Here is a 13,415-nt window from a genome sequence, read left to right as displayed (position 1 = left end):
GCTCTGCCACGACGGCGGAATGAGCGCTTACCGATCGCTGCGCGAGTGCGTGGCCGACCTCGAGCGGCACGGCCACCTCGTGCGCGTCGACGTCGAGGTCGACCCGTACCTCGAGGCGGCCGAGGTCCAGCGCCGCGTCTACGAGGCCGGCGGCCCGGCCCTGCTGTTCACGCGGGTCAAGGGCAGCGCCTTCCCGATGGTCAGCAACCTGTTCGGGACGGCCGCGCGCACGCGGTTCGTGTTCCGCGACACTCTGGCGCGCGTGAAGCAGCTGGTGGCCCTGCGCGGCGACCCGGGGGCGGTGATGCGCCGGCCGTGGCGCTACGCGGGCCTGTTGCGCGCGGGCTGGCACGCGCGGCCGAAGTTCGTCGGCTCGGGTCCGGTCATGGCGCGGGAGATCCGGGTCTCCGACCTCCCGCAGCAGGTGTCGTGGCCGCTCGACGGCGGGCCGTTCATCACCCTGCCGCAGGTGTACAGCGAGGACCCCGAGCGGCCCGGGTGGATGAAGAGCAACCTCGGGATGTACCGCGTGCAGCTGGCCGGCAACCGCTACGCGCAGGACCGCCAGATCGGGCTGCACTACCAGATCCACCGCGGGATCGGGGTCCACCACGCGGCGGCGATCCGCAAGGGCGAGCCGCTGCGCGTCAACATCTTCGTCGGCGGCCCGCCGGCGATGACTCTGGCCGCGGTGATGCCCCTGCCCGAGGGGCTGCCGGAGCTGGCGTTCGCCGGCGCGCTGGCCGGGCGGCGGGTGCGGATGGTCCAAAGGCCAGGTGAGCTGCCGTTCGCCGGCGAGGCCGACTTCGTCCTCTGCGGCACGGTCGACCCCGAGCTGCGCCTGCCCGAGGGGCCGTTCGGCGACCACCTCGGCTACTACAGCTTGACCCACGACTTCCCGGTGCTGCGCGTAGAGAAGGTGTACGCCCGCGCCGACGCGATCTGGCCGTTCACGGTGGTCGGCCGGCCGCCGCAGGAGGACACCCAGTTCGGGGCGATCATCCACGAGATCACGGGGCCGGCGATCCCGGCCGTGATCCCCGGAGTGCACGCGGTGCACGCGGTCGACGCGGCCGGCGTCCACCCGCTGCTGCTGGCCCTCGGCAGCGAGCGCTACACGCCCTACGCCCCCCGCGAGCGCCCGGCCGAGCTGCTGACCCAGGCCAGCGCGATCCTCGGCCAGGGCCAGATGTCGCTGGCCAAGGTGCTGATGATCGCCGCCGCCGACGACGCGCCGAACCTCGACCTGCACGATGTGACAGGTTTCTTCGGACATGTCCTGGAGCGCGTCGACTGGCGCCGCGACCTGCACTTCCACACCGAGACGACCATCGACACGCTCGACTACTCGGGCGGCGGGCTCAACGTCGGCAGCAAGGTGGTGATCGCGGCGGTCGGTGCGCCGCGGCGCTCGCTGCCGATCGAGGTCCCGGCCGACCTCCGGCTGCCGGGCGGCTTCTCGGACCCGCGCGTGTGCATGCCGGGGGTGCTGGCGGTGACGAGCCCGGCGTGCGTGGAGGCCGGCGACGGCGCGCTGCAGCGGTTCTGCGCCGCATTCGCCGGCGGCGACGCGATCAATCGCTTCCCGCTGGTGGTGCTGGTCGACGACAGCGAGTTCGCGGCGCGCACGCTCAACAACTTCCTGTGGGCGACGTTCACCCGCATGAACCCCGCGGTCGACATCGAGGGGGTCGCGGCGCGGACGGTGCACAAGCACTGGGGCTGCGAGGGCGCGCTGGTGATCGACGCGCGCCGCAAGCCGCATCACGCGCCGCAATTGATCGAGGACCCGGCGGTGACCCGCCGAGTCCTCGAATGGGCGGCCCCTGGCGGGCCGCTGCACGGTCTGTACTGAGCGGGGGGAGGCTCAGACGCCGCGCTCGAGCTCGACGTCCTTGATCTCGGTGCCGAAGAACGAGCCGGTGATCGTGCACTGCGTGGTGGGGATGCCGTCGCAGTTGCCGCCGCAGGTCGTCGAGGTGAAGTCGACGACCTGGCCGGTGATCTTGTAGCCCTTGATCTCGATGGCGACGTCGACCGAGCGCGTCTGGGTGACGGTGGTGCCGTCGATCGGGTCGTCGACCTGGACCGAGTCGCCCTCGAAGGTGTAATCGGTGCCCGAGCGCGAGCCGATCAGCACCGCGTCCCCGTACTCGAGGAAGAAATCGTCGGCGTCGGTGGCGAAGATCTGGATCGACTGAGCGCCGAAGAAGGTCGTCGAGTCACGCGGATCGGGGTTCACGCCACAGTCGGCGCCCATCTGCACGGGCAGGGACGTGATCTTGTAGATCCGGTATTCGCCGGGCTTCACCTGGCAGGCGCTCAGGGAGGCCATGAGGCCGGCCGCCGCAACGGCCGCGAAAATGCGAGAGGGGTGCTTGCGCATGGGCGGCATCCTACTCAAGGCGGGGGCCAAGGGGGAGAATTGTGACAGCGTATGCAAGCGCGTTCGCCCACATTTGCGGCGGGGCCCCGGAGCCCCGCGGCCTTGAATTCTCCGGGACTGCATGCTCGCGTGTTATAGGAGGACATGGCGCTGTTTCGCCCGACAGGATTGTCATTTGTGGTCGTGTTGTCGGCGCTCGCCGGCTGCGGCGAGGACCCGGCCACGACCACTGAAACCACGACCAGCAGTGCAGCCACGACCGATGCGCCGGTCACCGCGACGACGACGACGGATGTGCCAGTGACGGGCCCGGCGACGACGAGCGAGCCGACCACCGGCGACGATGACGGCACCAGCAGCACGACCGGCGGCGACCCGCAGGAGTTGGTCCCGGTCGCTCATACGCGCGAGTTCAGGGCCGTCTGGGTGGCGACGGTGTCGAACATCAACTTCCCGAGTTCGACCGGGCTGTCGGCGACTGCGATGCAGGACGAGCTGCTGGCGATCCTCGATACCGTGCAGGCGGCCGGCCTCAATACCGTGGTGTTCCAGGTCCGGCCGGAGTGCGACGCGGTCTATTCGTCGAACCTGGAGCCGTGGAGTCGTTACCTCACAGGCGAGCAAGGGGAGGATCCCGGGCTCGACCCGCTGCAGTTTCTGATCGACGAGGGCCACGCCCGCGGCGTCGAGGTCCATGCGTGGCTCAACCCGTACCGCGCCAAGGCCAACGCCAACCACGACCTCGCGCCCGAGCACATCGCGTCCCTGCTGCCGCAGTACGCCTACGAGTACTCGACGTTCCTTTGGATGGACCCCGGCGCGAAGGAGGTCCAGGACCAATTGCTGGCGGTCGTCGCCGATCTGGTGACCCGCTACGACGTCGACGGCATCCACTTCGACGATTACTTCTATCCGTACCCGGTCGACGGGGTCGACTTCCCCGATGACAAGACGTGGGAGGCCTATCAGGGCGGCGGCGGGCAGCTGTCGCGGGCCGACTGGCGGCGCGACAACGTCAACGCGATGGTCGAGGCGGTCGGCCTCGCTGTCGCCGATATCGCGCCCCACGTCCGTTATGGCATCAGCCCGTTCGGCATCTACCGCCCCGGGATCCCCGAAGGCATCAACGGCTTCGATCAATACGAGGGCCTCTACGCCGATCCGCTGCTGTGGATGCAGGAGGGATGGGTCGATTACCTGGCGCCGCAGCTGTACTGGCCGACCACCCAGGCGGCCCAGGCCTACGGGGTGCTGATCGAGTGGTGGTCGAGCATCACCGGGGGCGGGCGCTACATCTTCGCCGGCAACTACCTCAGCAAGCTCGGCTCCGAGGACAAGTGGTCGCTCGACGAGTTCAAGCAGGAGATCCTGCTCAGCCGGCAATACGCGGAGGCCGGCTCGCAGGGCAACATCTTCTTCCAGATCGCGCCGCTGCAGGAGAACCTGCTCGGGGTCACCGACGCGTTCAAGGCCGAGTTCTACCAGACGCCCGCCCTGACCCCGCCGATCGCGGCGCTCGCCGGCGAGGCAGTGGCGCCGCCGACGGTGACGCTCGAAGGGACGCAGGCGTCGCTGGCCCACGCCGACCCGGCCAGCCTGCGCGCGTGGGTGGTCTACGCGCAGTCCGGCCAGGACTTCGTGATCGACCGCATCGTCCCGGCGCAGGCGACGAGCATCGACCTGTCCCCGGGGACATGGGCGATCAGCGCCGCCGGCAAGCACAACGTCGAGAGCCAGGGCGTGCTGGTGACGGTGCCCTGATTCAGACGAGCCGCCAGCGGATCGCCGGCGGCTTCACCCGGGCGCAGCGCGGGCCGCCGCGGTCGTCGGTGAGCGCGAGGGCGGCCTCGAGGTCGCGGCCCTCGTCGGCCGCGCGCGCGAGCAGGGCCGGGTCGATGTCGGCGAAGCACAGCTTGGCCCGGCGGAACATGGCGAAGGCGCCGCCGTCGCCGACCGCGCCCCAGGTGAGGTAGAGGAAGCGCTCGCCGCGAGGGCCGTGGACGAAAGGGCCGCGGACGTCGAGGCCGTGGTCGCCGCGGACGAGGGCGACTTCGGCGACGAGCTCGGCCCGCACAGCGTCGCCGGGGACGAGCTGCACGGGCTCCTTGCCGCGCTGCAGGCCGACGTGGACGTTGTCGTACGCGTCCCCCTCGGCGTTGCAGAAGCGCCGCCCGGGCAGCTCGGTGCCGACGATCCGGATCTGCATGGCTCAGTCGGCGCCCTCGTACATGGCCTCGATGAGCTGGGCCCACTGCTTCTCGATGACCTTGCGCTTGAGCTTGAGCGTCGGGGTGAGCTCGCCGTGGTCGGTGCTGAGGCTGCGCGGCAGGAGCTTGAACTTGCGGACCTGCTCGACGCGGGCGAACTGCTCGCCCGACTTCTCGACCCACTTGCCGATCTCGGCGACCAGCGCCGGGTGTTCGTGCAGCGGCTCGTCGGCGGCCAGGCCCTGGCCCGTCAGCCACTTGGTCGCGGCGGCGCGATCGATCGCCAGGAGCGCGCTGAGGAACTTGCGGCGGTCGCCGATCACGACGGCCTCCTCGATCAGCGGGTTGTCCTTGAGCGCGGCCTCGAGGTTCTTCGGCGCGATGTTCTTGCCGCCGGCGGTGATGATGATCTCTTTCTTGCGCCCGGTGATCGAGAGGAAGCCATCGGGGTCGAAGGCGCCGAGGTCGCCCGAGTGCAACCAGCCGTCCTGCAGCGCCTCGGCGGTGGCGGCGGGGTCCTTGTAGTAGCCCTTGAACACGCTGGGGCCGCGCACGAGGATCTCGCCGTCCTCGCCGAGCCTGACCTCGAGGCCAGGGATCGGGCGGCCGACGCTGCCGAGCTTGGTGGCGCCGGGGATGTTGAGGCTGGTCGGGCCGCAGTCCTCGCTCTGGCCGTAGACCTCGGCGACGACGAGGTCGAGGCCGGTGAAGAACTCGAGCACGTGGGCGGCGATCGGCGCGGCCCCGGAGACGCAGGCGCGGGCGCTGCCGAGGCCGAGGGCGGTCTTGAGCTTGGCGAACACCAGGCGCTGGGCCAGCCGATGCTGCGCGCGCAGGGCCAGGGGGACGGGGCGGCCGCGGGTGGCGAGCGCGTGGTAGCGGCGGGCGACCCCGGAGGCCCAGTTGAACAGCTTCTTCTTGGTACCTGTCACTTGGGACAGGCGAGCGCCGACGGCGGCGTGGAACTTCTCCCAGATCCGCGGCACCCCGAAGAAGACGGTCGGCTGGACCTCCTTGAGGTTGTCGGGCACGCGCTCGAGCGCCTCGGCCCAGTAGATCGCGTGGCCGCAGCAGGCCGGGCCGTGCAGCGACAGCATCTGCTCGGCGATGTGCGACAGCGGCAAGTACGACAGCAGGCGGTCTTCAGGGCTGTTCTCGACCAGCGCGACCAGGACCTCGGTGGTCCACAAGATGTTCTTGTGCGACAGCATGACGGCCTTCGGCGGGCCGGTCGTGCCGGAGGTGTAGATGTACGTGCTGGTGTCGTCCTCGTGCAGGCCGGAGAGGCGCTCGGTCAAGGCGGCCTCGGGGACCGCGTCGGCGCGGGCGAGGAACTGCTCCCAGGTGAGCACGAGCGGGTCGTCGATCGCCGGCGCGCCCTGCATGAGGACGATGTGGCGCAGGCCGGGGAGGTCGGCCTGCTGCTCGCGCAGCTTGTCGTACTGCGCGCGGCCCTCGACGACCACCAGCGCGGCCTCGGCGTGGCGGACGATGTACTGCACCTCGCTGGCCGAGCAGGTGGTGTAGATGCCGGCCGGGACGCCCCCCGCGGCCATGGTGGCGAAGGCGGTGATGGCCCACTCGGCGCGGTTGTAGGCGAGGATGCAGACGCCCTGGCCGCGCTCCAGGCCGAGGCCGATCAGCGCCCGCGCGGCGCGGCGGACCTGGTCGTTGTATTCGGCCCAGCTGGTCGGTCGCCAGGCGCCGTCCTTGCGGATGTAATAGGCCGGCTTGTTCGGGTGGGCCTGGCCCCGGGCGAAGAAGCGGGCTGGGATGGTGTCGAGGGCCAACTGCGTGCTCCTGAAGCGAAGGTGTCTAGAGTCCCATCTGCTTGGCGGCGAGGTCCTTCATGATCTCCTCGGCGCCGCCGCCGATGGCGAGGACCTTGGTTTCGCGGTAGATCCGCTCGACCTTGGCGCCGCGGATGAAGCCGGCGCCGCCGAAGATCTGCACGCCCTCCTTGGCGCAGAACTCGACGCACTGGGTGGCGGCGTTCTTGAGCATGCAGATCTCGGCGATCGGCCACTCGCCGGCGTCGATCCGCTGCGCGAGCTGGTACAGCCAGGTGCGCACCGGATGGATGCGCGTGGCCATGTCGACGAGCTTGTGGCGGATGACCTGGCGGGTGACGAGCGGCTTGCCGAAGGTCTCGCGCTGGCGCGCGTAGGCGATCGACTCGTCGAGACAGACCTGGGCGAAGGCGACGGCCATGGCGGCGAGCATCAGCCGCTCGCGGTTGAAGTTCTGCATGATGCCGAGGAAGCCGTGGTTCTCCTCGCCGAGCAGGTTGGCGGCCGGGACCCGACAATCGTCGAAGTAGAGGGTGGCGGTGTCGGAGCACCACCAGCCCATCTTCTTGTCGAGCGCGGTGCGGGTGAAGCCGGGCGTGTCGGCCTCGACGACGAGCAGCGAGATGCCCCCGAGGCCAGGCGGGCCGGTGCGCACGGCGACCGTGACGTGGTCGGCGCGCACGCCGGAGGTGATGAAGGTCTTGCTGCCGTGGACGACGTAGTGGTCGCCGTCGCGGCGCGCGACTGTCTTGAGGTTGGCGACGTCCGATCCGCCCGAGGGCTCGGTGATCGCGAGCGCGGAGATCTTGCGACCGGCCAGGACGTCGGGGATAAAGCGCCGCTTCTGCGCGTCGGTGCCGAGGTTCAAGATCGGCGGCAGGCCGATGCCGTGCGAACACAGGCCGGCGATGAGGCCTCCGGATCCTGTGCGCGCGAACTCCTCGCACAGGATGATGATGGCGGTGCTGTCGCCCGGACTGCCGCCGAGCTCTTCGGGGTAACCGAGGCCGAGGATCCCGAGCTCGCCGGCGCGGGCGTAGAGCTCGCGCGGAAAGCCGCCGGCCTCCTCCCAGGCGTCGATGTGCGGCATGACCTCGCGCTCGATGAATCCACGCAGGGTGCCGCGCAGGGCCTCGCGGTCGGCGTCGTCGAGGACGGACATTTTGCCGCCGATCTTATCATCACGGCCGGACCGACGACGGGCCAAAAGGGGGCACGGCGGCCGCAGCCGTGAACGTGAGGGCGGAGGGGGAGGGATGCGAGGTCGCTCGCTCGCGCGGCGAGTTCGAGACTGCGACCGCGGCCCCGCGCGGGAGCGGAGGCGCTGGCGGAGCGACGTTGAAGGCGGTCAGCTCGCGAGGTGCATGCGCTGGCGAGCTTCGGCGGGCGAGGCGATCTCGCGGCCGACCTCGCGGGCGCTGGCGACGAGGGCCTCGATGAGCCGACCGTTGCTGTCGGCGCGGCTGCCGTCCGGCAAATAGAAGGTGTCCTCGAGGCCGGTCCGCAGGTCGCCGCCGAGCTCGGCGGCGCGGCGATGGATGGCCCAGATCTCCTCGCGGCCGATCGCGGTGACCTCCCAGCGCGAACCTGGCTTGATGTACTTGAGCAGGAACGACAACAGCTCGGGGTCGGTCGGCATGCCGGAGGCGACGCCGGTGACGAGGTTGTAGTGCGGGTGCCTGGCGAGGCCGACGTCCACGTAGAGGCCGACCGAGCGGACGATGCCGAGGTCGAAGCACTCGAACTCGGGGACCGTGCCGCACTCGGCCATGACGTCGAGGAAGGCCTTCACCTTCTCGACGGGGTTGTCGAACACCATCGGCGGCCAGGCCCAGGTGCCGTCGCTCCTGGCCTTGAGGTAGTTGAGGCTGCCGGCGTTGCAGGCGGCGATCTCCGGCTTGATGGCGCGCATGCAGGCGACCGGCCCGCTGATGTCCTCGCCGACGACGCCGGTGGTCATGTTGAAGATGAGGTCGGGACACTCGGCGCGGATGGCCTCGCGCACCGCCACCGCCACCTCGGGCTCCCACGACGGCAGAAAGCCCATGCCGGGCTCCTGCCGGCGGAAGTGGACGTGCACGACCGAAGCGCCGGCGTCACGCGCCTGCCGGGCGGCGCGCGCGAGCTCCTCGGGGGTGACCGGGACGGGGTGCTGCTTGGGGTTGGTGAGCACGCCGGTGAGGGCGCAGGTGACGATCGCTTTGTCGTGGGTCATGGCGAGGTCCAGGCGAGGATCATCGAGCTGGCGACGGACGAGCGGGCGCGAGCGGCGGTGAGAAGATGAAGGCGAGCGCCTCTTCGTGGTCGACGGTGGCTTCGAGGCCGGACTGGATCGCCTGCCAGCGGCGCTCGACCTCGGCGAGCCACGCGTCCTCGTGCGCGAGGGCGGGCGATTCGTCACAGGCGGGTCGAGCTGGCGAGGAGGCGAGGCGTTCGGCGTTGCGATCGGTCATGCTGGGAAGCGGCGGTTCGGGTCTTGGCGCTGATGGAGGAGCGCCACGATGAACACTTGATCCGGCGATACGATGCGATAGACGACGACGTAGGAAAATCAGGGACGAGCGCTCGCCGGAGCTGCGGCGGTCGCCAAACCGTCCAGCGTGCTGGTGCCTCGGCCAGGTCCTTCAAGGTCTCATCGAACGCGGCGACGAGGCGTTGAGCGAGACCTGGCCCCTGGGATAGGTAGTAGTCGACCGCGCGATCGAGGTCGTGGCCGGCGCGGCGAGACAGGCGGACGACGACCTCGGAACCTTGCATGGTTCAGGTGCCGTGGCGGGCGATCTTGGCGTTCAATTCGGCTTGAACGATCTCCCAATCCACCAGCTCTTCCTTGCCCTCCTCGATGTCGCGGAGGCGGCGGAGGACCTCTTGATATTGGGCCTCTTCAACCTCGAGCGGGATGGGATCCTCGACGCTGTCGAGGACGCGCCGCGCGATCGCGCGGCGCTCGTCAGGCGGCAAGGCCATCAGGTCGTTGAGGATGCGCGCGGCGCTCATGACTGCACCTTAGCACGCCTAGGCGGCGGCGGAGGCGGCGCCGGGTTCGGGGCCGTCGTCGGGGGTGACGACGGCGAGGAGGCGACCTTGCGGGACCTGATCGCCGGGCTTCACCTTGACCTCGGTGACGACGCCGGCGACGGCGACCGCGAGGGCGTTCTCGATCTTCATCGCCTCGAGGGTGACGAGGGTCTGGCCGCGGCGGACGCGGTCGCCGACCTGGACGTGCACTGCGACGACGCGCCCGCTCGTGGGCGCGAGCAGGTTGCCGTCGCCGCCGACCTCGGCCTCGACCTCGGCGCCCTTCGGCGGCGGCTCGACGAACTCGGCCTGCACGCCGCGCGCGTCGAGGAACAGGCGCTCGCCGACGACGGCCGCGTGGACGGTCTCCTGCACGTCGCCGACGAGCACGCGGAGGACCACGCCGTCGCGGCCGAGCACGCGCACGGGCAGGGCGGCGCCGTCGACCGTGACTGTGGTGAGGCCGCCGGGGTCGAGGTCGACGGCGAGCTCGCGCTCGCGGTCACCTGCTCGAAGGGTCAGGGGGAACGCGGCCCGGCCGGCGCTGCGCCACGGGCTGTAGTCCCCACGGACATGTCCCAAAGTCCAGATGGTGGCGGCGATCGCCCACGCGCGGGCGTCGGGCTCGGGGCGCGCGGGCGCGGGCAGGTGCTCGTCGAGGAAGCGGGTGGTCGCGCCGCCGGCGGCGAACACCGGGTGCTCGAGGATGTCGGCGAGGAAGCGCTTGTTGTTGGGCAGGCCGAGCAGGACGCTGCGGGCCAGCGCGCTGACCAGGCGGCGGCGGGCCTCGTCGCGGGTGCGGCCGTGGGTGATGACCTTGGCGATCATCGGGTCGTAGTAGGGCGAGACGGTCTGCTGGCGGTGGAGGCCGTGGTCGACGCGGACGCCGTCGCCGCTCGCGGGCTGCCAGGCGACGACCTCGCCGGCCTGCGGCAGGTAGCCGGCGTACGGGTCCTCGGCGTAGAGGCGGACCTCGATCGCGTGGCCGCGCAGCTCGACCTGCTCCTGCGTCAGCGGCAGCGGCTCGCCGGCGGCCACGCGCAGCTGCCAGGCGACCAGGTCGAGGCCGGTGACCAGCTCGGTGACCGGGTGCTCGACCTGCAGGCGGGTGTTCATCTCGAGGAAGTAGAACTTGCCGTCGGCGTCCAGCATGAACTCGACGGTGCCGGCGCCGACGTAGTCGATCGAGCGCGCAGCGAGCACCGCGGCGGCGCCCATCTCGGCGCGCAGGGCCGGCGACACGGCCGGCGAGGGCGACTCCTCGACGACCTTCTGGTGGCGGCGCTGGACCGAGCAGTCGCGTTCGCCGAGGTGGATCACGTGGCCGTGGCTGTCGCCGAACACCTGGATCTCGACGTGGCGGCCGCTGGTGAGCGCGCGCTCGAGGATCAGCTCGCCGCTGCCGAACGCGCTCTCGGCCTCGCTGCGCGCCGACGCGAGCGCGGCCGGGAGCCCGCTCCACTCGCGGACCATTCGCATGCCGCGGCCGCCGCCGCCGGCCGCCGCCTTGATCAGCAAGGGCAGGCCGATGCGCTCGGCCTCGGCGGCGAGGCGCGCGTCGGACTGGCCCGCGTCGCTGCTGTCCTGAAAGCCAGGGATGCACGGGACGCCGGCGGCGATCATCGCCCGCTTGGCGGCGGCCTTGTTGCCCATGGCCCGGATCGCGGCCGGCGACGGGCCGATGAACACGAGGCCGGCGTCGAGCACCGCCTGGGCGAAGCCGTCGTTCTCCGACAGGAAGCCGTAGCCGGGGTGGACCGCGTCGGCGCCCGCCTTCATCGCCGCGGACAGCAGCGCCGCGACGTCGAGGTACGACTCGCGCACCGGCGGCGGGCCGATCCGGACCGCGCGGTCGGCCAGGCCGACGTGCGGGGCGCCGGCGTCGGCGTCGCTGTAGACGGCGACGGTGCGGTAGCCGAGGGCGTGGGCGGTGCGGATGATCCGGCAGGCGATCTCGCCGCGGTTGGCGATCAGGATCGTGGAGAAGGTCATTGGTCGCTCCAGGCGGCGTTGCGCTTCTGAATGAATGCGAGCATGCCCTCGACGCCCTCGGGGCCGCGGGCGGCGCGGGCGAAGTCGTCGGCGGCGAGGTCGAGCAGGGCGGACAGGGCGTCGCCGTGCGGCGCCCCGCTGGCGGCCAGGACCAGCCGCTTGGTGGTGGCGACCGCCTCGGGGGCGCAGCGGGCGATGTCGGCGAGGACCTTCGCTACCTGTCCGTCGAGACCTGCCCGATCGGTCACGTGGTGGACCAGCCCGAGGCGCAGCGCCTCGCCGGCGTCGAGCGCCCCGCCGGTGACCGCGAGCCCGCGCGCGGCGCTGTAGCCGACGCGGCGGACGATGAACGGCGCGATCTGGGCCGGCGGCACGCCGAGGCCGGTCTCGGGCAGGCGCAGCCGGGCGTCGTCGGCCGCGACGGCGACGTCGCTGACGCAGCACAGGCCGAAGCCGCCGCCCATCACCGCGCCCTCGAGCACCGCGACGACCGCCTGCGGGGCGTCCTCGATCTGCTGCAGCATGCTGCCGAAGATCCGGTTGGTCGTCGCCAGCGGGTCCTTGCCGTCGGGCCCGGGCTCGGCCCCGCGGGCGCCGGCCATGTCCTTGATGTCGCCGCCGGCGCAGAAGTTGCCCCCGGCGCCGCGCAGGACCACCGCCCGCACCTCGCGGTCGCCGGCGATCGCGGCGAACACCGCCTGCAGCTCGCGCACCATCGCGAACGACATGGCGTTGCGCGCCTCGGGCCGGTTGAGGGTGACGTGCAGGCGCCAGCCGTCGCGGCGCAGCAGCAGCGTCTGGCACTCGGGCAAGGTCGTTTGGGACATGTCCTTTCAGCCTTTCCCGGGCAGGATGCCCTCGAGCTTGGCGATGATGCCGAGCATGACCTCGTCGGCGCCGCCGCCGACGGAGATCAGGCGCGAGTCGCGGAACATGCGCGAGATCTTCGATTCCCACATGTAGCCCATGCCGCCCCAGTACTGCAGGCAGCTGTCGGCGACCTCGCGGCCGAGGCGGCCGGACTTGAGCTTGGCCATCGAGGCCAGGCGGGTCACGTCCTTGCCGGAGATGAACAGCTCGGCGGCGCGGTAGATCAGGGCGCGCAGCGACTCGACCTCGGTGAGCAGCTCGGCGATGCGGAAGTGGACGACCTGGTTGTCGAGGATCGACTTGCCGAAGGCCTTGCGCTCGCGGGTGTACTTGACGGTCTCGGTGATCGCGGTCTCCATCGCGGTCAGCGAGTTGGCGGCGCCCCACAGCCGCTCCTCCTGGAACTGCAGCATCTGCAGCATGAAGCCCGCGCCCTCGGGGCCGATCGCGTAGCGCTGCGGGACGCGGACCTCGTCGAAGAAGATCTGCGCGGTGTCGGACGACCACATGCCGAGCTTGTGCAGCTTGCGGGCCCGCTCGACGCCCTTCGAGTTCAGCGGGACGACGATGAGGGTCTTGTTCTTGTGCGGCTTGTCGTCGCTGGTGTTGGCGAGGCAGCACATCCAGTCGGCCTGGATGCCGTTGGTGATCCACATCTTGCCGCCGGAGATGACGTAGTCGTCGCCGTCCTTGCGGGCGTACGTCTTGAGGCTGGCGACGTCGGAGCCGGCGCCGACCTCGGACACGCCGATGCAGCCGACCAGGTCGCCGGCGATCGACGGCGCGAGGAACTCCTTCTTGAGCTCGTCGGAGCCGAAGCGCGCCAGCGCCGGCGTGCACATGTCGGTCTGCACGCCGATCGCCAGCGACACCCCGCCGGCCTCGACGCGCCCGAGCTCCTCCGCCATCACCAGCGCGTACGAGTAGTCGAGGCCGGCGCCGCCGTACTCGGTCGGCTTGGTCAGGCCGAGGAAGCCCTCGTTGCCGAGCTTCTTGAAGAGCTCGTGCGCCGGGAAGATCCGCGCCTCCTCCCACTCGTCGCAGTAGGGGTTGATCTCCCGGGCGATGAACTTGCGCAGGCTGTCGCGCAGGAGGTCGTGCTCGTCGGTGAACAGCGGCATGTCTGGACTGGCTCTCGGGTCAGGTGGTCAA

General features: G+C 70.8%; 12 protein-coding genes and 1 pseudogene. 2 read left to right on the top strand and 11 right to left on the bottom strand.

Going from position 1 to position 13,415, the window contains the following annotated elements:
• Positions 1-19 precede the first annotated feature (19 nt).
• Entirely contained in the window at positions 20-1,855 is a 1,836-nt protein-coding gene (locus O0S08_RS37855; protein ID WP_269034335.1) for a UbiD family decarboxylase, read from the top strand.
• Positions 1,856-1,867: 12 nt separating this feature from the next.
• On the opposite strand, the gene O0S08_RS37850 is transcribed toward O0S08_RS37855, so the two are convergent.
• Complete coding sequence (locus tag O0S08_RS37850) at positions 1,868-2,386, bottom strand: hypothetical protein (RefSeq protein WP_269034334.1); 519 nt, start codon at positions 2,384-2,386, stop codon at positions 1,868-1,870.
• A 177-nt stretch (positions 2,387-2,563) separates the two neighbouring features.
• Here O0S08_RS37850 and O0S08_RS37845 point away from each other — a divergent pair, with 177 nt between their 5' ends.
• Positions 2,564-4,147, top strand: coding sequence for a glycoside hydrolase family 10-like protein (locus O0S08_RS37845; protein WP_269034333.1), 1,584 nt, complete (start codon positions 2,564-2,566; stop codon positions 4,145-4,147).
• Between the two features lies 1 nt (position 4,148).
• On the opposite strand, the gene O0S08_RS37840 is transcribed toward O0S08_RS37845, so the two are convergent.
• The 10 genes and pseudogenes from O0S08_RS37840 to O0S08_RS37800 all read right to left on the bottom strand — a co-directional run bounded on the left by O0S08_RS37840 (position 4,149) and on the right by O0S08_RS37800 (position 13,384).
• Positions 4,149-4,592, bottom strand: a complete 444-nt coding sequence (locus O0S08_RS37840; RefSeq protein ID WP_269034332.1) for a DUF5990 family protein — start codon at positions 4,590-4,592, stop codon at positions 4,149-4,151.
• Between the two features lie 3 nt (positions 4,593-4,595).
• On the bottom strand, positions 4,596-6,383 hold the full coding sequence (locus tag O0S08_RS37835) for an AMP-dependent synthetase/ligase (RefSeq protein ID WP_269034331.1): 1,788 nt from the start codon (positions 6,381-6,383) through the stop codon (positions 4,596-4,598).
• 25 nt (positions 6,384-6,408) lie between these two features.
• The gene (locus O0S08_RS37830; protein WP_269034330.1) at positions 6,409-7,545 is read right to left on the bottom strand and encodes an acyl-CoA dehydrogenase family protein; all 1,137 of its coding nucleotides are present in this window, start codon (positions 7,543-7,545) and stop codon (positions 6,409-6,411) included.
• A 186-nt stretch (positions 7,546-7,731) separates the two neighbouring features.
• Positions 7,732-8,598 carry a beta-keto acid cleavage family enzyme gene (locus O0S08_RS37825; protein WP_269034329.1) on the bottom strand — a complete coding sequence of 289 codons (867 nt, stop codon included), beginning with the start codon at positions 8,596-8,598 and terminating at the stop codon, positions 7,732-7,734.
• A gap of 19 nt (positions 8,599-8,617) precedes the next feature.
• Positions 8,618-8,836 carry a hypothetical protein gene (locus O0S08_RS37820; RefSeq protein ID WP_269034328.1) on the bottom strand — a complete coding sequence of 73 codons (219 nt, stop codon included), beginning with the start codon at positions 8,834-8,836 and terminating at the stop codon, positions 8,618-8,620.
• Positions 8,833-9,140 (bottom strand): annotated as a pseudogene (locus tag O0S08_RS51450) (type II toxin-antitoxin system RelE/ParE family toxin). The gene O0S08_RS37820 and the pseudogene O0S08_RS51450 overlap by 4 nt, the downstream one beginning before the upstream one ends.
• A 3-nt stretch (positions 9,141-9,143) precedes the next feature.
• The gene (locus tag O0S08_RS37815; RefSeq protein ID WP_269034327.1) at positions 9,144-9,380 is read right to left on the bottom strand and encodes an addiction module protein; all 237 of its coding nucleotides are present in this window, start codon (positions 9,378-9,380) and stop codon (positions 9,144-9,146) included.
• An 18-nt stretch (positions 9,381-9,398) separates the two neighbouring features.
• On the bottom strand, positions 9,399-11,393 hold the full coding sequence (locus tag O0S08_RS37810) for an ATP-binding protein (protein WP_269034326.1): 1,995 nt from the start codon (positions 11,391-11,393) through the stop codon (positions 9,399-9,401).
• Entirely contained in the window at positions 11,390-12,220 is an 831-nt protein-coding gene (locus tag O0S08_RS37805; protein ID WP_269034325.1) for an enoyl-CoA hydratase/isomerase family protein, read from the bottom strand. Before O0S08_RS37805 ends, O0S08_RS37810 begins: the two co-directional genes overlap by 4 nt.
• A 6-nt stretch (positions 12,221-12,226) precedes the next feature.
• Positions 12,227-13,384 carry an acyl-CoA dehydrogenase family protein gene (locus O0S08_RS37800; RefSeq protein ID WP_269034324.1) on the bottom strand — a complete coding sequence of 386 codons (1,158 nt, stop codon included), beginning with the start codon at positions 13,382-13,384 and terminating at the stop codon, positions 12,227-12,229.
• Between the last annotated feature and the right edge of the window lie 31 nt (positions 13,385-13,415).

The sequence above is a fragment of the Nannocystis punicea genome (assembly GCF_026965555.1).
In the GTDB taxonomy this organism is placed as follows: domain Bacteria; phylum Myxococcota_A; class Polyangia; order Nannocystales; family Nannocystaceae; genus Nannocystis; species Nannocystis punicea.
Note: the sequence above shows the minus strand (reverse complement) of the source record. Positions and strands in the feature narration are given on the sequence as shown.

Bases quoted from the DNA above. Each gene is read 5' to 3' on its own strand.
- O0S08_RS37855 (WP_269034335.1), top strand. From the start codon at position 20: ATGAGCGCTTACCGATCGCTGCGCGAGTGCGTGGCCGACCTCGAGCGG.
- O0S08_RS37850 (WP_269034334.1), bottom strand. From the start codon at position 2,386: ATGCGCAAGCACCCCTCTCGCATTTTCGCGGCCGTTGCGGCGGCCGGC.
- O0S08_RS37840 (WP_269034332.1), bottom strand. From the start codon at position 4,592: ATGCAGATCCGGATCGTCGGCACCGAGCTGCCCGGGCGGCGCTTCTGC.
- O0S08_RS37830 (WP_269034330.1), bottom strand. From the start codon at position 7,545: ATGTCCGTCCTCGACGACGCCGACCGCGAGGCCCTGCGCGGCACCCTG.
- O0S08_RS37825 (WP_269034329.1), bottom strand. From the start codon at position 8,598: ATGACCCACGACAAAGCGATCGTCACCTGCGCCCTCACCGGCGTGCTC.
- O0S08_RS37820 (WP_269034328.1), bottom strand. From the start codon at position 8,836: ATGACCGATCGCAACGCCGAACGCCTCGCCTCCTCGCCAGCTCGACCC.
- O0S08_RS37815 (WP_269034327.1), bottom strand. From the start codon at position 9,380: ATGAGCGCCGCGCGCATCCTCAACGACCTGATGGCCTTGCCGCCTGAC.
- O0S08_RS37810 (WP_269034326.1), bottom strand. From the start codon at position 11,393: ATGACCTTCTCCACGATCCTGATCGCCAACCGCGGCGAGATCGCCTGC.
- O0S08_RS37805 (WP_269034325.1), bottom strand. From the start codon at position 12,220: ATGTCCCAAACGACCTTGCCCGAGTGCCAGACGCTGCTGCTGCGCCGC.
- O0S08_RS37800 (WP_269034324.1), bottom strand. From the start codon at position 13,384: ATGCCGCTGTTCACCGACGAGCACGACCTCCTGCGCGACAGCCTGCGC.